The sequence below is a fragment of the Acrocarpospora macrocephala genome (assembly GCF_009687865.1).
Lineage (GTDB): Bacteria > Actinomycetota > Actinomycetes > Streptosporangiales > Streptosporangiaceae > Acrocarpospora > Acrocarpospora macrocephala.
In genome coordinates this window covers 1-21,383 of sequence record NZ_BLAE01000036.1, presented here as the reverse complement: position 1 = coordinate 21,383, position 21,383 = coordinate 1, and the positions used below count along the sequence as shown (strand labels likewise).

General features: G+C 71.2%; 24 protein-coding genes. 12 read left to right on the top strand and 12 right to left on the bottom strand.

Annotated features, from left to right (window positions below; translation table 11 throughout):
* Nucleotides 1-126: 126 nt before the first annotated feature.
* Nucleotides 127-450, bottom strand: a complete 324-nt coding sequence (locus Amac_RS29705; protein WP_155357722.1) for a hypothetical protein — start codon at nt 448-450, stop codon at nt 127-129.
* A 49-nt stretch (nt 451-499) separates the two neighbouring features.
* On the bottom strand, nt 500-1,615 hold the full coding sequence (locus Amac_RS29700; RefSeq protein ID WP_155357721.1) for an AMP-binding protein: 1,116 nt from the start codon (nt 1,613-1,615) through the stop codon (nt 500-502).
* 195 nt (nt 1,616-1,810) lie between these two features.
* Between Amac_RS29700 and Amac_RS29695 the strand changes: the two genes are divergently transcribed.
* The 3 genes from Amac_RS29695 to Amac_RS29685 all read left to right on the top strand — a co-directional run bounded on the left by Amac_RS29695 (nt 1,811) and on the right by Amac_RS29685 (nt 5,171).
* The gene (locus Amac_RS29695) at nt 1,811-2,743 is read left to right on the top strand and encodes an o-succinylbenzoate synthase (RefSeq protein WP_155357720.1); all 933 of its coding nucleotides are present in this window, start codon (nt 1,811-1,813) and stop codon (nt 2,741-2,743) included.
* A 40-nt stretch (nt 2,744-2,783) separates the two neighbouring features.
* Entirely contained in the window at nt 2,784-4,442 is a 1,659-nt protein-coding gene (gene menD, locus Amac_RS29690; protein ID WP_155357719.1) for a 2-succinyl-5-enolpyruvyl-6-hydroxy-3-cyclohexene-1-carboxylic-acid synthase, read from the top strand.
* Between the two features lie 96 nt (nt 4,443-4,538).
* Nucleotides 4,539-5,171 (top strand): DedA family protein, encoded by a 633-nt coding sequence (locus Amac_RS29685; protein WP_155357718.1) that lies wholly within the window; start codon nt 4,539-4,541, stop codon nt 5,169-5,171.
* Here the strand turns inward: Amac_RS29685 and Amac_RS29680 are convergent.
* Genes Amac_RS29680 through Amac_RS29670 form a run of 3 tightly spaced genes read right to left on the bottom strand, consistent with a single transcriptional unit; the run spans nt 5,152 to nt 6,985 of the window.
* Nucleotides 5,152-5,895: a GntR family transcriptional regulator gene (locus Amac_RS29680; RefSeq protein ID WP_155357717.1), complete on the bottom strand. Its 744-nt coding sequence runs from the start codon at nt 5,893-5,895 to the stop codon at nt 5,152-5,154. The two genes, Amac_RS29685 and Amac_RS29680, sit on opposite strands and share 20 nt — an antisense overlap.
* 53 nt (nt 5,896-5,948) lie before the next feature.
* Nucleotides 5,949-6,680, bottom strand: coding sequence for an SRPBCC family protein (locus Amac_RS29675; protein WP_155357716.1), 732 nt, complete (start codon nt 6,678-6,680; stop codon nt 5,949-5,951).
* On the bottom strand, nt 6,677-6,985 hold the full coding sequence (locus Amac_RS29670; protein ID WP_155357715.1) for an ArsR/SmtB family transcription factor: 309 nt from the start codon (nt 6,983-6,985) through the stop codon (nt 6,677-6,679). Before Amac_RS29670 ends, Amac_RS29675 begins: the two co-directional genes overlap by 4 nt.
* Nucleotides 6,986-7,271: 286 nt before the next feature.
* Here Amac_RS29670 and Amac_RS29665 point away from each other — a divergent pair, with 286 nt between their 5' ends.
* Genes Amac_RS29665 through Amac_RS29650 form a run of 4 tightly spaced genes read left to right on the top strand, consistent with a single transcriptional unit; the run spans nt 7,272 to nt 11,611 of the window.
* Nucleotides 7,272-8,141 (top strand): decaprenyl-phosphate phosphoribosyltransferase, encoded by an 870-nt coding sequence (locus tag Amac_RS29665; RefSeq protein WP_155357714.1) that lies wholly within the window; start codon nt 7,272-7,274, stop codon nt 8,139-8,141.
* Entirely contained in the window at nt 8,134-9,417 is a 1,284-nt protein-coding gene (locus tag Amac_RS29660; protein ID WP_155357713.1) for an FAD-binding oxidoreductase, read from the top strand. The genes Amac_RS29665 and Amac_RS29660 overlap by 8 nt, the downstream gene beginning before the upstream one ends.
* The gene (gene dprE2 / locus Amac_RS29655; protein ID WP_155357712.1) at nt 9,414-10,160 is read left to right on the top strand and encodes a decaprenylphospho-beta-D-erythro-pentofuranosid-2-ulose 2-reductase; all 747 of its coding nucleotides are present in this window, start codon (nt 9,414-9,416) and stop codon (nt 10,158-10,160) included. Before Amac_RS29660 ends, dprE2 begins: the two co-directional genes overlap by 4 nt.
* A complete protein-coding gene (locus Amac_RS29650; protein WP_155357859.1) occupies nt 10,160-11,611 on the top strand; it encodes a DUF2079 domain-containing protein in 1,452 nt (483 codons plus the stop codon). The genes dprE2 and Amac_RS29650 overlap by 1 nt, the downstream gene beginning before the upstream one ends.
* On the opposite strand, the gene Amac_RS29645 is transcribed toward Amac_RS29650, so the two are convergent.
* The gene (locus tag Amac_RS29645) at nt 11,547-12,227 is read right to left on the bottom strand and encodes a TetR/AcrR family transcriptional regulator (protein ID WP_155357711.1); all 681 of its coding nucleotides are present in this window, start codon (nt 12,225-12,227) and stop codon (nt 11,547-11,549) included. The genes Amac_RS29650 and Amac_RS29645 overlap by 65 nt on opposite strands.
* Nucleotides 12,228-12,351: 124 nt before the next feature.
* On the opposite strand from Amac_RS29645, the gene Amac_RS29640 reads away from it, so the two are divergent.
* The 3 genes from Amac_RS29640 (at nt 12,352) to Amac_RS29635 (ending at nt 13,962) form a co-directional block, all read left to right on the top strand.
* Nucleotides 12,352-13,065 (top strand): SDR family NAD(P)-dependent oxidoreductase, encoded by a 714-nt coding sequence (locus Amac_RS29640; RefSeq protein ID WP_218041367.1) that lies wholly within the window; start codon nt 12,352-12,354, stop codon nt 13,063-13,065.
* 54 nt (nt 13,066-13,119) lie between these two features.
* The gene (locus tag Amac_RS57445) at nt 13,120-13,254 is read left to right on the top strand and encodes a hypothetical protein (protein ID WP_281356354.1); all 135 of its coding nucleotides are present in this window, start codon (nt 13,120-13,122) and stop codon (nt 13,252-13,254) included.
* A gap of 123 nt (nt 13,255-13,377) precedes the next feature.
* Entirely contained in the window at nt 13,378-13,962 is a 585-nt protein-coding gene (locus Amac_RS29635; RefSeq protein ID WP_246268786.1) for an IMPACT family protein, read from the top strand.
* 30 nt (nt 13,963-13,992) lie between these two features.
* On the opposite strand, the gene Amac_RS29630 is transcribed toward Amac_RS29635, so the two are convergent.
* A complete protein-coding gene (locus tag Amac_RS29630; RefSeq protein ID WP_155357708.1) occupies nt 13,993-15,216 on the bottom strand; it encodes an isochorismate synthase in 1,224 nt (407 codons plus the stop codon).
* Between the two features lie 168 nt (nt 15,217-15,384).
* Between Amac_RS29630 and Amac_RS29625 the strand changes: the two genes are divergently transcribed.
* On the top strand, nt 15,385-16,200 hold the full coding sequence (locus Amac_RS29625; protein ID WP_155357707.1) for a GDSL-type esterase/lipase family protein: 816 nt from the start codon (nt 15,385-15,387) through the stop codon (nt 16,198-16,200).
* Between the two features lie 4 nt (nt 16,201-16,204).
* On the opposite strand, the gene Amac_RS29620 is transcribed toward Amac_RS29625, so the two are convergent.
* The 4 genes from Amac_RS29620 to Amac_RS29605 form a co-directional block, all read right to left on the bottom strand.
* A complete protein-coding gene (locus Amac_RS29620) occupies nt 16,205-16,810 on the bottom strand; it encodes a response regulator transcription factor (RefSeq protein WP_155357706.1) in 606 nt (201 codons plus the stop codon).
* A complete protein-coding gene (locus tag Amac_RS29615) occupies nt 16,807-17,865 on the bottom strand; it encodes a sensor histidine kinase (protein ID WP_155357705.1) in 1,059 nt (352 codons plus the stop codon). The genes Amac_RS29620 and Amac_RS29615 overlap by 4 nt, the downstream gene beginning before the upstream one ends.
* Complete coding sequence (locus Amac_RS29610) at nt 17,865-18,590, bottom strand: ABC transporter permease (protein WP_155357704.1); 726 nt, start codon at nt 18,588-18,590, stop codon at nt 17,865-17,867. Before Amac_RS29610 ends, Amac_RS29615 begins: the two co-directional genes overlap by 1 nt.
* Before the next feature lie 66 nt (nt 18,591-18,656).
* Nucleotides 18,657-19,382, bottom strand: a complete 726-nt coding sequence (locus Amac_RS29605; RefSeq protein ID WP_155357703.1) for an ABC transporter ATP-binding protein — start codon at nt 19,380-19,382, stop codon at nt 18,657-18,659.
* A 122-nt stretch (nt 19,383-19,504) separates the two neighbouring features.
* On the opposite strand from Amac_RS29605, the gene Amac_RS29600 reads away from it, so the two are divergent.
* Nucleotides 19,505-20,416 carry a S1C family serine protease gene (locus Amac_RS29600; protein ID WP_155357702.1) on the top strand — a complete coding sequence of 304 codons (912 nt, stop codon included), beginning with the start codon at nt 19,505-19,507 and terminating at the stop codon, nt 20,414-20,416.
* 19 nt (nt 20,417-20,435) lie between these two features.
* Here Amac_RS29600 and Amac_RS29595 read toward each other — a convergent pair whose 3' ends face one another.
* Complete coding sequence (locus Amac_RS29595) at nt 20,436-21,146, bottom strand: alpha/beta fold hydrolase (RefSeq protein WP_155357701.1); 711 nt, start codon at nt 21,144-21,146, stop codon at nt 20,436-20,438.
* Between the last annotated feature and the right edge of the window lie 237 nt (nt 21,147-21,383).

Genomic DNA, 21,383 nt, shown 5'->3' with positions numbered 1-21,383 from the left:
GGCGGCGGTGGCTCGTCGCTCCGGCGTGCCAGTAGCAATAACGCCTTAAGGCGTGATTTGTTCCCAGGGGCCCGAGAATGCCGGGGCGGTGGTTTGGCCCGCCCGCGCGCCATTCAGTATGAGCAGTCAGTTCGGCAGGATGCTGATGGACACTTCCGGAATCGGCATCGGCTGCGCGTCCTCCAGCCGTTCCTTGGTCCAGTACTCGGAGATCTCGCCCGGGTCGCCGGGCATGAGGCGGGAGACCACATTCGGGTCGGGGGTGCCTGATTCCGGCTCGGAGACCACGCCGGGGTCCGGCGCCGGGGTCGCGCGGGTGACCTCCTTGAACCGCAGCGACTCCTCGTACAGCCGTCCCGCCGAGGCGGTGTGCGCCACGGCCACCCCGCCCACGAGGATCGCGCCGACGACTCCAGCGGAGATCAGCATCTTGGGCGTGGGAATCAGCACGGGCACGTCCTCCTGGTGGCGGGCTTACGCAACTTATGACGAGCGCAGGTCATATTTGGTTCCGCAAGGTGACCATATCGGGTTTGCCGTTGGGCAGCAGCGGGAGCGAACGAACGCGCATGACCGCACGTGGCGCGGCGTAGGCGGGCAGGCGTTCCTTGGCGAAGGCGCGCAGCTCGCCGAGTTCGGCGGGGCCGGCCACGACGGCGACGACGATCTCGCCCCACTCGGGGTCGGGGCGGCCGAGCACGGCCACCTCGTCCACGCCGGGATGCTCGGCCAGCACGGCGGCCACCGTTCCGGCGACGACCTTCTGGCCGCCGGTGTTGATCACGTCGTCGGCCCGGCCGAGCACGGTCAGCCGCCCGGCCTCCCAGATCCCGAGGTCGGAGGTGCGGTAGCGGCCGCCGCCGAACGGTTCCCCGAAGCGGTAGCCGGAGAACAGCACGGGCCCGCCGATCGTGATCCGGCCGTCGGGCCCGATTTCCAGATCTACATTGTAAAGGGGCGTGCCGTCGTACACGCAGCCGCCGCTCGTCTCGCTCATCCCGTAGGTGGTGACGATCCCCGGATGGGCGGCCAGCAGGTCCGGGGGAGCGGCCGCGCCGCCCAGCAGGATCGTCCGGAACCCGGACAGGTCGGCGCCGGAGTCGACCAGCCGGCGTAGCTGGGTCGGCACCAGGGACACGTGCCCGGCCCCCGACGCGGCCACCGCCCCGGCCGAGAACCGTTCGTGCACGATCGGCACGGTCTCGCTCAGCATCGCCCTGACCAGCACCTGGAGGCCGGAGATGTGGGAGGTCGGCAGGCAGCACAGCCACCGCTCGCCGGCCGCGCCGATCCGCTGGAGCGAGGCCGCCGCGGAGGCGACCAGGGCCGCCGCGCTCAGTTCCACGCCCTTGGGCGCGCCCGTGGAGCCCGAGGTCGCGATGATCACCGCCACCTCGGCGCGGGCCGGCGCGCCGCCCGCGACCCGCTCCACCCCGTCCTGGGTAATCACGTGGGTGGGGCGCAGCGCGTCCAGGGTCGTCTTCAGGGCCGCCGCCGGGAGGCCGGGGGAGAGCGGGAGCACGGCGGGCCCCTCGGCGAAAACGGCCTTCCGCACCGATTCCAGGAGTTCGGGGCCGGGCGGGAGCAGCAGGGCATGGACAGCGCGTTCTGGCACGCTCGCAAGATTAATGTGAGAGGCGTGATCCAGACAGCCGCCACGTCGCCTGGTCGGCGGCTATGGGACGGGTTTCTCGTTAACCGTCCCGAGGGCCCGGGACATGCGGTCACGGCGCGGCGGCTGGGAGGCGGTTGTCGGGTGGTGCGACGCTTGTCTCCCCAACCCACCAGCCCTGTGGAGGCGAGCGCGACGATGACGACGCGGGTCTTCGGCATTCCCATGAGCCTGCGGTTCCGCGGGCAGACGGCCCGGGAGGGGGTGCTGCTGCGCGGCCCCGCCGGCTGGGGCGAGTTCTCGCCCTTCCCGGAGTACGGCCCCGCCGAGTGCGCCCGCTGGCTCGCCTGCGCCCGCGAGGCCGCCTTCGAAGGCTGGCCGGACCCGGTGCGCTCGACCATTCCGGTGAACGCCACCATCCCCGCCGTGCCCGCCGCGCGGGCCTTCGAGCTGGCCAAGGCGTCCGGCTGCGGGACCGCGAAGATCAAGGTCGCCGAGCGGGGCCAGGACTTCGCCGCGGACCTGGCCCGGGTGGAGGCCGTCCGGGACGCGCTGGGCCCGGACGGGAAGATCCGGGTGGACGCCAACGGCGGCTGGGACGTCGACGAGGCGGTCCTGCGGCTCAAGGAGCTGGACCGGTTCACCCTGGAGTACGCCGAGCAGCCCTGCCCGTCCCTGGACGAGCTCGCCCAGGTCAGGCGGCGGGTGGACGTCCCGATCGCGGCCGACGAGTCCATCCGCAAGGCCGAGGATCCGCTGCGGGTGCGCGCCGCCGAGGCCGCCGACATCGCCGTGGTCAAGGTCCAGCCGCTCGGCGGGGTGCGCGCCGCGCTGCGCGTGGTGGAAGCCTGCGGGCTGCCCGCCGTGGTGTCCAGCGCGGTGGAGACCTCGGTGGGGCTCGCCGCCGGTCTCGCCCTGGCCGCCGCATTGCCCGAATTGCCGTACGCTTGCGGCCTCGGGACCATGTCCCTCCTGACCGGGGACGTCGTCGCGGACTCGCTCACCCCCGTGGCCGGGGCGATCGCCGTACGGCGTCCGGAGGTGGACGAAGCCGCGCTGGCGCGCTTCGAGATCGAGTCGCCGGAGTGGGTTCGACGGATGGAGGAGGCGGCCGCATGTCTCGCGCGCTAGGTTGTGTTGATGGCCGTGCCTCCGGCACGGCGGGCCTGTCGTGAATCCGGCTACCGCGCTGTCGGGGGTGCTCGTCGACGAGCTGATCCGCTGCGGCCTCACCGAAGTCGTGCTCGCCCCCGGTTCCCGCTCCGCCCCGCTCGCCCTGGCCGCGCACGCCGACTCCCGGCTGCGGTTGCACGTGCGGATCGACGAACGCTCCGCCGCCTTCCTGGCGCTCGGGCTGGCCAAACGCGCCGAGAAGCCGGTCGTGCTGATCTGCACGTCCGGGACGGCGGCGGCCAACTTCTTCCCGGCCGTGATCGAGGCGCACGAGTCGGGGGTGCCGCTGCTGGTGCTCACCGCCGACCGGCCGCCGGAGCTGCGCGGCACGGGCGCGAACCAGACGATCGACCAGGTGAAGCTGTTCGGCTCATCGGTCCGCTGGTTCGCCGAGGTGGGCGTGCCGGAGGAGCGGCCGGGGCAGGTGGCGTACTGGCGGTCGCTGGCGTGCCGGGCCTACCAGCGGGCGGCCGGGCCGATGGATCCGGGGCCCGTGCATCTCAACCTGGCCTTCCGCGAGCCGCTGATCCCCGACGGGGACTCGGCCTGGTGCGAGTCGCTGGACGGCGACGCCAACGGGCCGTGGATCAGGTCCAGGGTCGCGCCGCCGTCGGCGGCGCTGCACATCTCGCCGACCCGGCGTGGCGTGCTCGTGGTGGGCGACGGCGCCAGCAACGTACGGCGTTACGTGGCCGCGGCGGGCATGGCCGGCTGGCCGGTCCTGTCCGAGCCCAGCGGCAACGGCCGGTACGGCGACCACGCCGTCTCGACCTACCACTTCCTGCTGGGCAACCAGGCCTTCGCCGAGGCGCACGCGCCGGACGTGGTGGTCACGCTGGGCCGGCCGGGCCTGTCGCGGCCGCTGCTGTCCTGGCTGAAGCGCGCGCAGGAGCACATCGTCGTCGCCCAGGATCTGACCAGATGGCCCGATCCGACCCGGTCGGCCACCCAGGTCGCACAGGCGGTCGAGATCCCGGTCACCGCCGGGGACGACGACTGGCTGAACTCCTGGCGGCACGCCGATCTCACCGCCCGGGACGCCATCGACCAGGTGCTGGACTCCGCCGGGATGAGCGAGCCCAGGACGGCCCGGGATCTGGGCGCGCTGCTGCCCAACGGGGCCCAGCTGTTCTGCGGCTCCTCCCTGCCGATCCGGGATCTGGACTGGGCGATGCGGCCCAGGCGCGGGCTGCGGCTGATGGCCTGCCGGGGGGCGTCCGGGATCGACGGGGTGGTGTCGGCGGCGATCGGGGCCGCGCTCGCCCACAACGGCCCCTCCTACGCGCTGGTCGGGGATCTGACGTTCCTGCACGACCAGAATGGGCTGATCCTGGGGCCGCGCGAGCCCCGGCCCGATCTGTGCCTGGTGGTGGCCAACAACGACGGCGGCGGGATCTTCTCGATGTTGCCGCAGGCGGGCCTGGGGGCGCCCTTCGAGCGGGTTTTCGGGACGCCGCACGGGGTGGATCTGGGATATTTGGCGGCGGCGACCGGCACGCCGTACACGCGGGTCGAGGAGCCGGACGAGCTGTCCCGGGCGATCAAGGGGGACGGTTTGCGGATCGTGGAGGTGCGGACCGACCGGGCGGCCTCCGTGGCGGTGCGCGGCAGGATGCGGGAGGCGGCGCTGGCCGGGCTCACCACGCTCGGCTACTGACTCGCAAGCCGACCGCAAGGCGCGGCTGGCAGCCTTCCGGCGGGAGCAGTCTTCCGGTCAGGGAAGAATGAGCTGTCCGGACGACAGGGGTTGAGCATGCACGTCGAGGAATGGTTGCAGTCGATTCCGGCCGTCTGGGTCTATGCCCTGGTCGGCCTGGTGATCGGTCTGGAGAGCCTGGGCATTCCCCTGCCGGGGGAGATCGTGCTGGTCAGCTCGGCGCTGCTGGCGGCCAAGGGCGTGGTGAGCCCGGTGATGGTGGGCGTGTGCGCGAGCGCGGGCGCCATCGTCGGCGACTCGATCGGCTATCTGATCGGGAAGAAGGGCGGCAAACCGCTGTTCGACCGGCTGGGGCGGCGGTTCCCCAAACATTTCGGGCCCGCGCACCTCGCCAAGGCGGAGGCGATGTTCCAGCGGTACGGGATGTGGGCGGTGTTCTTCGGGCGGTTCGTGGCGTTGCTGCGGATCCTGGCGGGGCCGCTCGCGGGGGCGCTGCGGATGCCGTACTGGCGGTTCCTGGTGGCGAACGTGCTCGGCGGGATCGCCTGGGCGGGCGGGACCACGGCGGCCGTCTACTACCTGGGCGTGGTCGCCGAGCAGTGGCTGAAGGGCTTCTCCTGGGTGGGGCTGGCCGCCGCCGTCCTGTTCGGCATCGGCACCACGCTGTGGCTGAAGAAGCGGGTCGCCGCCCGGGCCGCGGCCGAGGAGGTCAGCGCTCAATCAGCGTGACCTCAAGGGAGTAGTGCGAGGCCCGGTAGGCGTGCGAGCCGTGCTCGACCGCGCGGCCCTGGTCGTCGTAGGTGGTCCTGACCATGGTGAGCAGGGGGGCGCCGCGGCGTTCCCCGAGCAGGCGGGCCTCGGCGGGGGAGGCGGCGCGGGCGCCGATGCGCTGGTTGGCCACCCGCATGCGCACCCCGGCGGAGCGCAGCAGCTCGTAGAGGCCGCGCTCGGTCAGCGCGTCGGCGGTCAGCGGGGCCAGGCCGAGCGGCAGCCAGTTGCGCAGCAGCGCGAGCGGCTCCCCGGCGGCGAAACGCAGCCGCTCCAGGTGCAGAACCTCGGTTCCGATGGGTACGGCGAGCACCCCGGCCACCGTCTCGTCCGCAGCCGCCGTGCCGATGGACAGCACCCGGGTGGCGGGATCCTGGCCCGCGCGGCGCAGGTCATCGTAGAGGCTGGTGAGCTCCACCGAACGTTTGACCTGGCCGTGCACGACCTGGGTGCCGACGCCGCGCTTGCGGACCAGCAGTCCCTTGTCGACCAGATACTGGATCGCCTGCCGGATCGTGGGGCGGGAAAGCCCGAGCCGGTCGGCCAGCAGGATCTCGTTGTCCAGCCGGGAGCCCGGCGTCAGCTCGCCGGTTCTGATGGCTTCCGAGATCTGCTCGGCCACCTGGAAGTAGAGGGGCACGGGGCTCGACCGGTCCAGGTCGAATTCCAACCGAGTCGATGTCACTGTCCGAGGTTACCGGAGGTCAGAATGTCAAGACAATTTACCCCGTGGCCTGGTTAGGCGCGCTCGCGGGCGAAGCGGTTGATTCGTTCCCGCCATTCGATCAGGGCCCGCTCGGGGTCGCCGGAGTCGGGCGCGGTGACGACCAGGCGGGCGCCGTGGCCGGTTCCGTCGGACAGGTGGCAGTCGGCCGGGGGCCAGTCCGCCTTCTCCAGGGCCGCCTGGGCCTGGGTGATCGGGACGGTGAGCTGGCGCTCGAAGCGCACCCCGCCGGGGACGCGGGTGCCCTCGTCGAGGTGGAACCGGGTGACGTACTCCTCGTGGAGTTCGGGGAAGTTGCCCTCCGGCGGGGTGAAGGGGCGGCCTTCGAGGAGGAATTCCATGGCGACCAGGCAGGTCTGCCAGCCGGAGGCGTAGCTGGCCGCCGCATACCTGTCGTCGAAGGTGTGGGTGAAGATCAGCAGGCAGCCGGCGGCCTCGGGGCGGAGCTCGAAGCGGACCAGGTCCTCGCTCTCGCGGGGGACCGAGACGGGGGCGTGCTCGCTGAACGCGAAGACGCGCGGCGGGTCGAGTTCGGTGATCACGGCCTTCAGCACGGTGCCCGCGCCGTCGTCGAAGATGATCGTCCCGCCGGGGCGCAGGTCGAGTTCGGCGGCGGGGAACGGATACCACTGGCTGAGGTGGGCGGGGTCGGTGATCGCCCGCCAGACCTTCTCGACGGGGTGGGCGAGCAGCCGCTCCATCCGCAGCACGGTGCGGCCGTCGACGGTGTGCAGGGTCTCGTTCATTGATCGTTCCCCATCGTCTCGAGGTGGAGTTCCAGGGCGTCGAGGCTGGTGGCCCAGAGCCGCCGGTACGGCGTGAGCCAGGTGTCGATCTCGGCCAGCGGGGCCGGGCACAGCTCGTACCAGCGGCGTTGCGCGTCGATCCGGACCTGGACGAGGCCGGCCTCGCGGAGCACACGCAGGTGCTTGGAGGTGCCCGGCTGGGTGAGACCGAGCCGGGCGGTCAGTTCGCCGACCGGATGCGGGCGCTCCAGGAGCAGGTCCAGGATCCGCCGCCGGGTCGGCTCGGCGAGCACATCGAACAGCACTCCTTGAATATACCGAGAAGGGAATATACCGGCAAACGGATATAGGACATACTTTGTAAAGGTGGTGATCTTTGGGATCGGTGCATTCCGCGTCCAGGGCGGCACCTCGCTTACTTCTTCACTGTGCGCTCACCCGCCGGCAATGCGCTGGCAGGACGTTGGACGTGCCGCCTCCGATGGGTCACAGTCGGTCGGTCCAGCCTTCACCCGCCGTTCTCCCCCTGGTAGTGGATCAGTGGATAGTGTCCGCTGCGGCTAGGGATCAGCGACCGCAGGGGGACCGCCTGTGAGCATCACCAGCACCGCCCCCGTGGCCCCGTCCACCAGGCTCGGCGGTCTGGTCCGGACCGCGCGGCCCCGCCAGTGGGTGAAGAATGTGCTGGTCGCCGCCGCGCCGCTGGCCGCCGAGCGGTACGACGGCGGCACGCTGGCCGGCACGGGGGTGGCTTTCGTGGCGTTCTGCTGCGCCGCGTCCGCCGTGTACTTCCTCAACGACGTGCTTGACGCCGGCGAGGACCGGGGCCACCCAGAGAAACGCCTGCGGCCGGTCGCCGCTGGAATCGTGCCGGAGCGCGTGGCGCTGGGCGGCGCGGCGGTGCTCGCGGTGACCGCGCTGGCGCTCACGCTGGCCTGGCGGCCGGCGGCGGCCGCGGTGCTGGCCGGATATCTGCTGGTCAACGCGTGTTACTGCCGGTGGCTGAAGCATGTGCTCATCGTCGACATGGCGGTGGTGTCATCCGGTTTCCTGCTCAGGGCCGCGTACGGCGGCGTGATGGCGGCGGTGCCGCTGACCCGGTGGTTCCTGATCGTGCTCGGCGCGGCGGCGCTGTTCGCGGTGGCCGGCAAGCGGTTCTCCGAGCTGGCCCGGCTGGGCGCGGACGGGCTGGCCGTCCGGCCGTCGCTCGACCAGTATTCGGTGAGCTACCTGCGCTTCGTCTGGCAGTCGGCGGGGACGGTCGCGATGACCGTTTACTGCCTGTGGGCGTTCCCCGCGCACAGTCTCACGATCATCCCGTTCGGCCTGGCCTTCCTGCGGTATGCCTGGCACATCGACCGGGCCGCCGCCGGCGCGCCGGAGAGCGTGGTGTTCGGGGATCGCTGGCTGCTGGGGCTCGGCGTCGCGTGGGTGGCGCTGTTCGTGGGCGCGAATGGCTGACGCGCTGCTCGCCGGCTGGGGGCGGACGTCCCCCTCGCGGGCCCGGGTGCTCCGGCCGGGTTCGGTGGACGAGCTCGCGGCAGCCGTACAGACAGCGGGCAGGCGTGGCGTGATCGCCCGCGGGCTCGGCCGCAGTTACGGCGATCCGGCGCAGAACGGCGGCGGGGTCGTGGTCGACCTGACCCGGTTGCGGACGTTCGACCTGACCGGTGACCGGCTCGTCGCCGAGGGGGGCGCCAGTCTGGGCGAGCTGATCCGCGCGCTGGCGCCGCGCGGGCGGTTCCTCCCGGTCGTACCCGGCACCCGGCATGTCACGGTCGGCGGCGCGGTGGCGGCCGACGTGCACGGCAAGAACCATCCCGCCGACGGCTCGTTCGCGGCGCACGTCGAGGAACTCGACCTGCTCACCGCCGAGGGCATGGTCAGGACGCTACGGCCGGGCGAGGCGGCCTTCCACGCCACCACCGGCGGGATGGGCCTGACCGGGGTGGTGACCCGCGCGGTCCTGCGTCCGATCCCGATCGGCTCGCCGACGCTGCTGGTCGAGACCCGCCGCTGCCGCGACCTGGACGACGTCCTGGCCTGCCTGTCCGGCAGCACCGCCCGGTACGCGGTGGCCTGGCTCGACTGCCTGTCCGAGCGCGGGCGCGGCATCGTCGACCAGGCCGCCCACACCGAGGGCCCGGTGACGGCGGCGCTCAAGGGGCCGCTGCTGAGCGTGCCGCGGCACATGCCCGGCGGGTTGCTGAACCGGCACACGGCCGCGCTGTTCAACCACCTCTGGTACGGCAAAGCGCCCCGGGTGAGCGTGCGGTCGATGCCGCTCGGTGCGTACTTCCACCCGCTGGACCGGATTCGCGACTGGAATCGGATCTACGGGCCGGACGGGTTCGTGCAGTACCAGTTCGCGGTGCCATACGGGGAAGGCCTGAAAAGTGTGGTCCGGCGGATCGCCCGATCCGGGGTGCCGTCCTTTCTGGCGGTGCTCAAACGGCTCGGACCCGCGGGGGAGGGGCTGTTGTCGTTCCCGATCGAGGGCTGGACGCTGGCGCTCGACTTCCCGGCCGCCGCGCCCGGGCTGCCCGAGTTGCTGGACGCCTGCGACCAGGCCGTGATCGGCGCGGGCGGGCGGGTCTACCTGGCCAAGGACGCCCGGCTCGCGCCCGAGTCGTTGCCCGCGATGTATCCGGGTCTGGCCCGGTTCCGTGAGGTCCGCGCTCTGCTGGATCCCGCCGGGGTGTTCCAGTCCGACCTGGCCAGGAGGCTCCGACTGTGAACAACGCTTTCCGCGATCCGCAGTCGCTGCTGGTCGTCGGCGGGACGTCGGACATCGCGCTGGCCACGGCCCGGCTGCTGGTCCGCAGGCGGGTCCGCCGCGTGGTGCTCGCCGCCCGCCCGTCCGGGGCGCTGACCAGGGCGGCCGACGAACTGCGCACGGCGGGCGCGGCCGTGGAGACGGTGGCGTTCGAGGCGACGGCGGTCAGCGATCATGAGAAGGCGTTCGGCGAGGTGTTCGCCGGCGGCGACATCGACGTGGTGCTCGTGGCCTGCGGGGTGCTCGGCACGAACGCGCTCGATCCGGTGAAAGCCGCCGAGATCGCCGCCGTCACCTACGTGGGGGCCATGTCGGCCGCGCTGGTCTGCGCGAACGCGCTGCGCGAGCAGGGGCACGGCGCGCTCGTCGTGCTCTCCTCCGTCGCCGCGGAACGGCCGCGCCGGGCCAACTTCGTGTACGCCTCGGCGAAGGCCGGTCTGGACGCGTTCGCCCAGGGACTGGCCGACGTGCTGCACGGTTCCGGGGTGCGGGTCCTGGTGGTACGCCCCGGATTCGTCCACACGAAAATGACGGAAGGCCTGCCGCCCGCGCCCTTCGCGACCACACCGGACGCGGTCGCCGTCGCGATCCACGCCGGGTTGCGGTCCAGGGCCGGGACGATCTGGGTTCCCGGGGTGCTGCGCCAGGTCATGGCGGTGCTCCGGCACGTGCCGCGAGCGATCTTCCGCAGGCTGCCCGGGTGATGGCCATTCGCCTGGCCGCGCTTCCCCGGCTGGCCGTACGGGACGGCGGCGATCGGTCCCGGCATGTCGTGGGCGTCGCGGCGATCACGATCGCGGCGATGGGGATCTACACCCTGCTCGCGCTGGTGCGGCACAACCTGTTCCGGACGACGAGTCTCGATCTCACGCTCTTCGACCAGGCGGTCCGGGGGATGGCCGGGTTCGGCGCGCCGACCAGTCCGCTCCGCGGGATGAATCTCGGCGAGGGGATGGACTTCAACCAGCTCGGCGAGCACTTCTCGCCGATCCTGGCGCTGCTCGCGCCGCTCTACTGGGTGCACGACGGCCCGGAGACGCTGATCGTCGCGCAGGCCGCGCTGTTCGCGCTGGCGATCGTGCCGATCTGGCGGTACACCCGGCGGGTGCTCGGCCCGGCTCCCGCCTACCTCGTGGCCATCGCCTACGCGCTGTCCTGGCCGGTCGCGCGGGCGGTGAACTTCGACTTCCACGAGGTGGCGTTCGCGCCGGTGCTGATCTCGCTGATGGTCGAGCGGTTCCACGCCGAACGGCACGGCCACGCCGCGCTGGCCGCCGCCGGGCTGATCCTGGTCAAAGAGGACATGGGCCTGATGGTGCTGGGTTTCGGGGTGTTCGCCCTGACAAAGGGGCGGCGTTTCGACGGGTTCATGTACATCGGGGTGGGGATCTTCTACACCTGGCTCGTCCGCGGCGTGCTCATCCCCGCCGTCGGCGGAGATCCGCGCATGTACTGGGCGTACGACCACCTCGGGACCGACATTCCGGCGCTGGCCGGGAAGATGATCACTGATCCGCTCGGCGTGCTGCACACGCTCGTCAGTCCCATGGTGAAGCTCGACACGCTGATGTTCCTGCTCTGGCCCGCGCTGCTGACCTGCCTGTGCTCGCCGATCATCCTGCTGGCGGTGCCGCCGTACCTGGAACGCATGCTGTCGGACCGGTCGATCTGGTGGGGCACCGACTTCCATCACAGCGCGTTCATCGTGGCTGTGGTGATCTGCGCCGGGGTGGACGGCACGGCGCGGCTCATGCGCTGGACCGGGCGCGGCGGCCTCGGACTCACCTGGGCGGCCGCGGCCTGCGCGGTGGCGCTGACACTGGCGCCGAGGTTCCCGTTCGACCAGCTCATCCGCCCCGAGTTCTACGAGTCCCAGCCCGACGTGGTGGCCGCCGAGGCGGCGGTGCGCGCCATACCCGACGGGGCCGTGGTGGAAGCGATCAACCACGTCGGGCCGCACCTGTCCGGCCGTGCCACCGTCCTGCTGTGGGAGGACCGGCCCGCCGTCGCGCCGTGGATCGTCGCCGACGTGGCCCGGGTCTCCTACCCATGGGGGTCACCCGACCGGCAGCGCGAACGGGTGGAGGAACTCAAACGCGACGGCTACCAGGTGATCTTCGACCAGGAGGGGTACGTGGTGCTGCATCGCCCGTGATCCCCTCGAACGAGCGGATGTAGGCCAGTGTGGCGTTCATCGATGCCTCGAGGGGCTGCACGTTGCGCATGGTCTGGGACAGCAGAGTGCCGCCCTGCAACGCGGACAGCAGCGCGAAGGCCAGTTCGTCGAGGTCTGCGTCGGCTCGAAGTTCCTCGCGATCGCGCATGGCCTGCAGCCCGTTGAGGATCAAGTCCTTCCAGCGCAGGAAGCCGTTCGCGAGGTCGGTCCGGGACTCCTCGTCTGTGGTGCTCAGCTCGCCGGCCAATGAACCGAGATCGCACTCGCCGCGGCAGCCGTTCTCCCGCTGCCGTTCGATCGCCGCGTCGGCCCAGGCGCGCAGGGCTTCGAAGCTGTCCAGGGCCGCGATCCGCGGCTGGCCGGGCTGGAGGACCGAGTCCGCCTGCCGGGTGATGACCGCCCTGATGAGGGCCTGCTTGCTGTCGAAGTAGTGATAGAGCTGCGAGCCGCTGACCTCGGCGGCCGCGCGTACGTCCTCGATACCGGTGCCGGCCACGCCGTGCTGGGCGATGAGCGCGGTCGCCGCTTCGATGATGCGGTTCCTCGTTGCCTGGCCTTTCGGGGTCAGACGACGAGGTTTCGGTGCTTCGGCCACGTCTCGAGGTTACCGGATAGTGGGTTGCGCAATCCAGAATTTGCCCCTACTTTCTGGACAGAACAACCCAGAAAGTGAGGCCGACAAAATGACCACCGTCCCCGAACGCGCCCGTACGGCCCTCGTGACCGGCGCGACCGCCGGTATCGGCCGCGCCGTCGCGCGGCAACTGGCAGCCGGCGGCATCGATGTGATCGCCCACGGCCGCGACCCCGAACGCGGTGCCCAGCTCGTCAAGGAAATCTCGGCAGGAGGCGGCAGCGCGCGTTTCGCCGCGGCGGACCTGGCGAACGCCGAGGAGGTCCTGGCACTCGCCGCAGAGGCGGGTGACGTGGACATCCTGGTCAACAACGCCGGAATCTATGCGTTCACCAGCACGCCGGATACAACGGCCGACAGTTTCGACCAGCAGTTCGCGATCAACACCCGGGCCCCGTTCCTGCTCGTCGGCGCGTTGGCGCCCGCCATGGCCGAACGTGGGCACGGGTGGATCGTCAACATCACCTCGACCGCGGCGACGTCGCCCGCACCGATCGGTGGCGCGTACGGCGCATCGAAGGCCGCCATCGAGCTGCTGACGCGTTCCTGGGCCACGGAATTCGGCGCACGCGGCGTCCGGATCAACGGGGTGTCGCCCGGGCCGGTCCGCACCGCGGGTACCACCGCCATGCTCGGCGACAACGTTGAGGCACTCGGACGGGCCAATCTCCGCGAGCGGATCGGAGAACCCGAGGAAATCGCCTCGGTCGTCCAGTTCCTCATCGAGGCCGGGAGCAGCTACATCAACGGCACCGTCATCGTCGCCAGTGGCGGCGAACCCAGCTCGTTGCCGGAATAGCAAGGCAGGCAGCCACCGGTACGCTGCCTCTCTCCGCATATGGTCATGTCGGGCGTGTCCGCACCCTTTCTGCGCGGCACCGGAGCGGGTGAGCGATCTGCCGACGGCCGCGCCATGAGCAAACAGGCCGACGACATGCGCGGCCTGCTCACCGCACTGGGCCTGCCGGGACCTCCGCAGCGCACGTGATATTTTGGACGGGCTCTTCAATGGGCCCGGTCTGGGGTGAAATTTTGGTGCTGGTTCGGTGCTGACACGGTGACCCGAGAGCTACCTGGGGAAACTGGGTCCTGGCTGACGATCAGCGAGGTCGTGGAGCACGAGACCGAGGTGCGGCGGTCGCGGTTTCTGTGCGCGCTGGGTCCGGCCGGTTCTGAGGAGGAGGCGCGGGCGTTCATCGCGGCGCGGCGGCGGGCGGACGCGTCGCACAACTGCACCGCCTATGTGATCGGCACGCGCACGCGGAAGGCCGACGACGACGGCGAGCCCGGTGGGACGGCGGGGACGCCGATGCTGGATGTGCTGATCCGGCGGGGGTTCGCGGACGTCGTGGCGGTGGTCACCCGGTATTTCGGCGGCGTGCTGCTCGGCGCGGGCGGTCTGGTCCGGGCGTACGGCGGCGTGGTGAGCGAGACTCTCGACCGGGCGTCGCCGATCACCATGGTCCCGGCCCGGCTGGTCACGGTCACCATCGACCACGCCCACGCCGGCCGCCTCGAGAACGATCTACGGGCCTCCGGCCACCCGCCGCGCGGAGTCGACTATGGCAACCAGGTCGCCTTCGAGGTCGCCGTCGCGGAAAGCGGCCTGCCGGGCTTCACGGACTGGCTGGCCACGGCGACGGCGGGCCGTGCGGCCGCGGCGCCTGGGGCCGGGTTGCACGTCCCCGCCACGTAGACAGTCGTCGGCGGCGGATAACGGGTGAGCTCAGCCCTCCAGGGCGTAGCGCATGACGCGGAGTTTGGCCTGTGCCTCGGCTAATTCACTGGCCGGGTCGGATTCGCCCATGATGCCGCAGCCGGCGAACAGGCGGGCGCGGTCGCCGGTGATGGCGGCGCAGCGTAACGCGATGCCCCATTCGCCGTCGCCGCGGGCGTCGATCCAGCCGACCGGGCCCGCGTAGCCGCCCCGGTCCATGTCCTCCAGTTCGCGGATGACCTCAAGCGCGGTCGCGGTCGGGGTGCCGCCGACGGCGGCGGTGGGGTGCATGGCGGCGACCACGTCCAGCACGGACGCGCCGTCGGACAGGCGCCCGGTGACCCGGCTGGCCAGATGCTGCACGTTCGGCAGGACCAGGAGCTCGGGCCGGTCGGGCACGTCGAGGGTCTCGCAGAGGGGGGTCAGCGCGTCCCGCACGGAGGCGACCACGCAGGCGTGCTCGTACTGGTTCTTCTCCGAGCGGAACAGGTCGGCGGGGTCGGCGCCGGTGGGCGAGGTCCCGGCCAGCACGAGCGACTCGATCGCCCGGCCGGTGTGCCGGACCAGGAGTTCGGGGGTCGCGCCGACCAGGAGTTTGCCGACTGAGCCGCCGACCGAGAAGGTGTAGCACTCGGGGTAACGGGAGGCGAGCCGGGCCAGCAGGGCGCGCGGGTCGATCTCGCGGTCGGCGGTGGCGATCAGGTCGCGGGCCAGCACGACCTTGTCCAGGCGGCCGCCGGTGATCTCCTTGACCGCGGTGGCGACCGCGTGCTCCCACTCCATCGAGGTGAGCGAGCCGTCGCTGTAGCGGATCCGGCCGGGGGTGCGGACCGGGGTGACCAGGTCGAGGGTGTCCTCGCCGATGGTGGTCAGCCAGGCGCGGCCGTCCCGGCGGGCCAGCACGGTCCTGGGCACGACGAGGGTGGAGCCGGGGGAGCCGGGGTCGAAGGTGAAGGAGCCGAACGCGACCGGTCCCGAGCCGGGCAGGCCCACCTGGTCGTGGATGTCGGCGGTGTGGAAGACCGAATTGAGCCAGGCCCGCGCCCAGGCGAAGCGGCCAGGCCCGTACGGGACGGTGACGCTGGCGGCCTCTCCCCAGCCGACGAGACCTTCGCCGTGCCGCACCCAGGCGTAGGGGGCGGTGTCGGGGAGACGCGCGATCAGGTCCCCGACGTCGCCTACCGGAACCGTGCGAACCACCAGGGGACGTTGAAGTCCGAGAGCGACACTCACTCCACACACTCTACGCAGAAACTGAACGTGTTCGACATTTGGGTGCCCCTTTGGGCGGGGGCTCCATGTCAAGAGCCGATAGGAAGTTGGTCATGGAAGGGACGCCTGCCCGGATGGTGATAGAGCAGACATCTTCGCGATCTCTAGCTTGGGCTCCCGGAGGTGCCCATGATCAAGAAGATCACGCCCGTGCTCGTGGTCGCGTTGTGCTGGCCGATGACCGGGACGGCGGCGGCCCGGGCCGAACCGGTGGTGCTGGCGGCGCTCGGGGATTCGATCAGCGTGGGCTTCAACGCCTGCGGCTGGTATGTCGCCTGCCCGTCGCGCTCCTGGGCGGCGGGCGATCACCCGGAGGTCGACAGCCACTACCTGCGCATGCTGGCCGCGGGGGCGGACGTGCGGGGCCGCAACCTGAACTTCGCCGTGTCCGGGTCGGCCAGCGCCGATCTGCTCGGGCAGGCGCGCGCGGCGGTGGCGGCCAAGGCCACCTATGTCACGATCCTGATCGGGGCGAACGACGCCTGCGTCCGTACCGAGAAGCAGATGACGCCGGTGGCCGCCTACCGGCAGCGCGTCGCGGCCGCGTTACGGGAGCTGCGGCCGACCGGGGCGCGGGTGTTCCTGGCCAGCGTCCCCGACCTCAAGCATCTGTGGCGTGTCGGCAAGGACAACCCGCTGGCCAGGACGTTCTGGTCGATCGGCAAGGTCTGCCAGGCGCTGCTGGCCAATCCGGGGTCGGCGGCGAAGAAGGACGCGGAGCGCCGGGATCGGGTGCGGGCGCGGGTCGTGGCGTACAACGCCGAGCTGGCGGCGGCCTGCGCCGAGTACGGCCCCGGCTGCCGCTACGACGGCGGCCAGGTCTTCGCCTACCCGTTCACGCTCGACCAGGTCAGCGCGTGGGACTTCTTCCATCCGAACGTGGCGGGGCAGCGGGCGCTGGCCGAGATCACGTTCAGGGAGATGGCCGACCAGCTGAAAGTGTGATCGCTCACAGCCAGCCGTTGTGGCGGGCCAGCCTGGCCGCCTCGACCCGGTTGCGGGTGCCGGTCTTGCCGATGGCCGAGGACAGGTAGTTGCGCACCGTGCTCTCCGACAGGTGCAGGCGGGCGGCGATGTCCGCGATCGTGGCGCCGTCGCCCGCGACCGCGAGCACGTCGCGTTCCCGGTCGGTGAGCGGGCTCGGCCCGGCGCTGAGCGCGGCGGCGGCCAGGGCCGGGTCGATCACGCGTTCCCCCGCCAGCACCCGGCGGATGCTGGCGGCGAGCTCCTCCACGGGGCCGTCCTTCACCAGGAAGCCGTAGGCGCCCGCCTCCATCGCCCGGCGCAGGTAGCCCGGGCGGCCGAACGTGGTGAGGATCAGCACCCGGCAGCCGGGCACGCGCTCGCGCAGGTCGGCCGCGGCCTCCAGACCGCCGCGGCCGGGCATCTCGATGTCGAGCAGGGCCACGTCGGGCCGGGCGTCCAGCGCGGCGGCGACCACCTCGTCGCCGCCGGCGACCTGCGCGACGATCTCCATGTCCGGCTCCAGGCCGAGCAGCAGCGCGAGCGCGCCGCGCATCATCGTCTGGTCCTCGGCCAGCAGAATCCTGATCATGCCGGTACGGTCACCCGCAGCCGGAACCCGCTCGACCCGGCGACCGCCAGCCGCCCCCCGGCCGCCTCGACCCGTTCCCGCAGGCCGCCCAGCCCGTTCCCTTCCACGGGTTCCGGCGCGCCCCGGCCGTCGTCGAGGATCTCCAGTTCGAGGCCGCCGGTGTCGCTGAGGGTGATCTGGCAGGAGCGGGCGGCGCTGTGGCGGATGACGTTCGTCACTCCTTCGCGTACGGCCCAGCCGAGGAGGGCGTCGGTTTCCGGCGGGAGCCGTACGGCGGAGGTCTGGACGCGCAGGCTGATGCCCGCGTCGGCGAGCACGTCGCGGGCGGCGGCGAGCTCGGCGTCCAGGCCGCGCCCGCGGTAGCCGGTGACGGCGGCGCGCACCTCGGCGAGGGCCTGGCGGCCGATCTGCTCGATGTCGGCGGCCTGCCGGGCGGCGGCCTCGCCGTCGCCGGGGGCGAGACGGCGCACGGCCTCCGCTTTGACGACCATGACCGAGAGGGTGTGGCCGAGCAGGTCGTGCAGGTCGCGGGAGAAGCGCAGCCGTTCCTCCGAGACGGCGACGCGGGCGAGCTCCTTGCGGGTCTCGGTGAGCTCGTGGATGGTGTCCCAGAGCTGGACGATGATCCACGGGATGAGCCCGGCGATGAACACGCCCCAGCCGGAGAACATCATCAGGAGCAGGCCGAGGTCGGCCGTCACGGCCAGGGCCACCGCGGTGAGGGCGAGCAGGAGCAGCATGCCGCGGGCGGCCCTGACGGCGGTTCCGGTGGCGATCGCGGTCATGGTCAGCACGAACGACCAGGCGCCCTGGAAGGCGAGCGCGGACGCGACGCCCACCACGATCAGGAGGGGGAGGGCGATCCTGGTGGCCCTGGCCCGGTCGGTGAAGGCGAGCCGGGTGGTCCACAGGTAGAGGGCGGCGACGGCGGCGATCGCGGGCCAGGCCAGCCAGGGCGGCTGGTTCCGGCCGGAGATGATCTCGGCGATGGGGAACCCGGTGAGCAGGACCCAGATGTGGATCCCGGTCGCTTCGGGGGTCTTCACGGTCTCCATCACACCATGCGGTCCGAGCGCAGGTAACCGTACCTGGCGTAGGCGGCGAAGACGGCGAACCAGGCGAGCAGCACCAGGGCCGAGCGGGGGTTGGGGGCGTGGTCGAAGGCGACGCTCCAGGAGAGGTTGGCGTAGCCGTTGACCGGGGACAATCTCGCGGTCGTGCCGAGCCAGCCGGGGAAGCTGGCGGTGGGGAACCAGAGGCCACCGACTACCGATAGGCCGATATATCCGGCCAAGTTGGCGGCGGCGGCGTTCTGCGGGGAGAGCAGGTAGCCGTTGCCCAGGGCGAACAGGCTGAACGGGATGGTGCCCACCCAGAGCAGGGCGATGATGACGATCCACTGGATCGGGTTGAGGCGGACGTGGTTGACCAGGGCGCCGGCGAGGAGGACGAGGGCGATCGACGGCACGACGATGATCGCGGCGGTGGCCGTCTTGCCGAGGATGACCCGCCACGGGGTCAGCGGGGTGAGGCGGAGCTGCCGCAGCCAGCCGAGGGATTTGTCCTCGGCGGTGCCGGTGCCGTTGCTGAAGGCGCCGCCGAGCGCGCCGTACGCGGCCATGCCGATCATCGACCAGAGGGCGCCCTCTGGGCGGTCCTCGGCGGGGATGGCCAGGGTGGTGAAGAGCAGATACATGATCAGGGGGACGGCCAGGCCCATGGTCACGTAGCCGGTGTCGCGGAGCATCTTGCGGACTTCGAGGCGGATATAGGGGATCATCGCCAGTCCTCCTTCGAGGTTTGATGAGAAGTCGTGATCTAGACAGCTGCGGCGGTGTGCGGCTGTCTATGGGACGGGTTTCTGGTCAGTAAGGGTGAGGAAGGCGTCCTCAAGGGGGCTTCCGGCGGCGAGTTCGGCGGCCGCCTTGATGTCGGCGCCGGTGCCCTGGGCGGCGATCCGGCCTTCGGCCATCACGACGATGCGGTCGGCCTGCCGGTCGGCCTCCTCCAGGTAGTGAGTGGCGAAGACGATGGTCTTGCCCCGGTCGGTGAGGCGCCGCATGGCGGCCCAGAAGTCGCGGCGGGCGCGCACGTCCAGGGCGGCGGTGGGTTCGTCCAGGACCAGCAGGCGGGGGTCGCCCGCGAGGGCCATCGCGAAGCGCACCCGCTGGCGCTGGCCGCCGGACAGGCGGTCGACGCGTTTGCGCTCGAGACCGGCGATCTGGGCGGTGGCGACGACCTCGGCCATCGGGAGGGGGTTCGGGTAGGTCGCCCGTACGAAGGTCAGCAGCTCTTTCACGGTGACCCGCGGCGGGGTGCCGCCTTCCTGCTGCATCGCGCCGACCATTCCGCGCTGTACGGCTTGCGCGGGGTCGCGGTCGTACAGGCGGGCCTGTCCGGAGTCGGGCGTGATCACGCCGAGCAGCATGCCGATGGCGGTGGACTTCCCGGCGCCGTTGGCGCCGCACAGGGCCAGCGTCTGGCCCTCGGGGATGGTGAGGGAGAGCCCGGCGACGGCGGTCACGTCCTGGTAGCTCTTGCGGATGTCGTCGAGGACGACGGCGTTCGTCATGGTCAGAACGGTATTTTTCCTGGCGGCTTGCCCGGCAGGCCGCGCAATCCTCTGTTGGGGAGGACAAATGTCCTGAGAGATGAGGTGTAATGAAGTAATTGGTGTATTGAAGGTGGTGCCCCATGGATGAGTACTCCAAGATCGTCGCGTCCGTCGCGGCAGAGCTGACGCCCAAGGTGGCAAGCGTCAAGGCGGGGCGGTCCAGCGGCTCCGCGGTGATCTTCACGACGGACGGGTTCCTGCTCACGAACGCGCATGTGGTCGGGTCGGCGCGGACCGGCTCCGCCGCCTTCTCCGACGGGACGAGCGCGGAGTTCGCGGTCGTCGGCGCGGATCCGCTGTCGGATCTGGCCGTGCTGCGGGCGCTGGAGCCCACCCCGCCGCCGGTCACGCTGGGGGACAGCGACACGCTGGTGGTCGGCCAGCTGGTGGTGGCCGTGGGCACGCCGCTGGGCCTCACCGGCTCGGTGACCGCGGGGGTGGTGTCGGGTTTAGGGCGTTCGCTGCCCGCGCGCAGCGGGTCCGCGGTGCGGCTGATCGAGGATGTCATCCAGACCGACGCGGCCCTCAACCCCGGCAATTCCGGCGGCGCGCTCGCCGACGCCGGCGGGCACGTGGTGGGCATCAACACGGCGGTGGCCGGAACCGGTCTTGGCCTGGCGGTTCCGATCAACTCCACGACGCGGTCGATCGTGGCCGCTCTGATGCGCGACGGGCGGGTACGGCGGGCCTACCTCGGGCTGGTCACGACGCCCGCGCCGCTGCCGCCCGCGATCAGGGAGCGGGTCGGGCAGGCGAGCGCGTTGCGGGTGGTGGAAGTGGTCGCGGGGTCGCCGGCGGCGCGGGCCGGGTTGCGGGCGGGGGATCTGGTGCTGAGCGCGGGGTGCAAGCCGGTGGGGGACGCGCAGGGGTTACAGCGGCTGATGTTCGCGGAGGCGATCGGGCGGCCGTTGCCGGTGACGGTGCTGCGCAACGGCGCCCTGGTAGACGTGATCGCGGAACCGACGGAACTCACGCCGTACTCTACTTTGTAAAGGCGCTCGCCTTGGATACTTACGGGGCTTGCAACAGTGCCGAAAGATCCGCTGGGCGGGAGAACATCGGCCAGTGGCTGGTGGGGAGTTCGCGGATCTGCCATTCCGGGCCGGTCACCGCGGCGAAGTAGGGGTGGCCTTGGGACATCAGGTCCTTTATCTGGGCTGTTGAGAACATGCAGCTCACGAGCGTTTTGGGGAGTTTGTCGACGGCGCCGGTGAGGAAGATGGGCTGGTTGATCGGGCCGAGCGGCTGGTCGGTGGCCCGGGCGGCCATCAGGTCCCTGGCCTCCTGGGTCAGACCCGCGGCGCCGGGATGGCTCTCCAAGGCGACGAAAGGGAACCGGTAGCCGTCGACGAGCGCGGCCTCCACGGTTTCCCGTCCGACGAGGTCGATCTGGGCCATGCCGTCCGGGACCGGGCCGCTGTCGACATAGACGACACGGGCGACACGTTCGGGGACCCTGCCGGCGGCCGCGGTGACCGTGCCGCCGCTTCCACTGTGCGCGACCAGGATGACGTCGTGCAGATCCTCAAAGGTGATGAGGTTGACGATGTCGTTGATGTGGTCGTCGAGGGTGAGCTCGGGTGAGAGCAGATGCGCTCGGTCGGCGAGCCCGGTGAGGCTGAGGGGGTACGCGACGTGCCCCGACGCCCGAAGATCGTCCACAACGTCCTTCCAGGCCCACGCACCCAGCCAGAACCCCGGCACCAGGACGAAAGTACTCATTACGCTCCTCTGATTCGTTGCTGTTTCGGCGCGAGTTCGCGGCTCTTGCCGAGGAATGGGATGTCGTGGCCGCCGACTGGCTCTCGACGGCGGTGAGGCCTCTTTGGCTCTTCTAATTCGTTGCTGTTTCGGCGTGAGCTCGCGGCTCTTGCCGAGGAACGAGACGTCGTGAGCGCCGCGTTGGCTTTCGACGACGTTGGGGCCTCTTGCCTCCTCAGATTTGTTGCTGTATCGGCG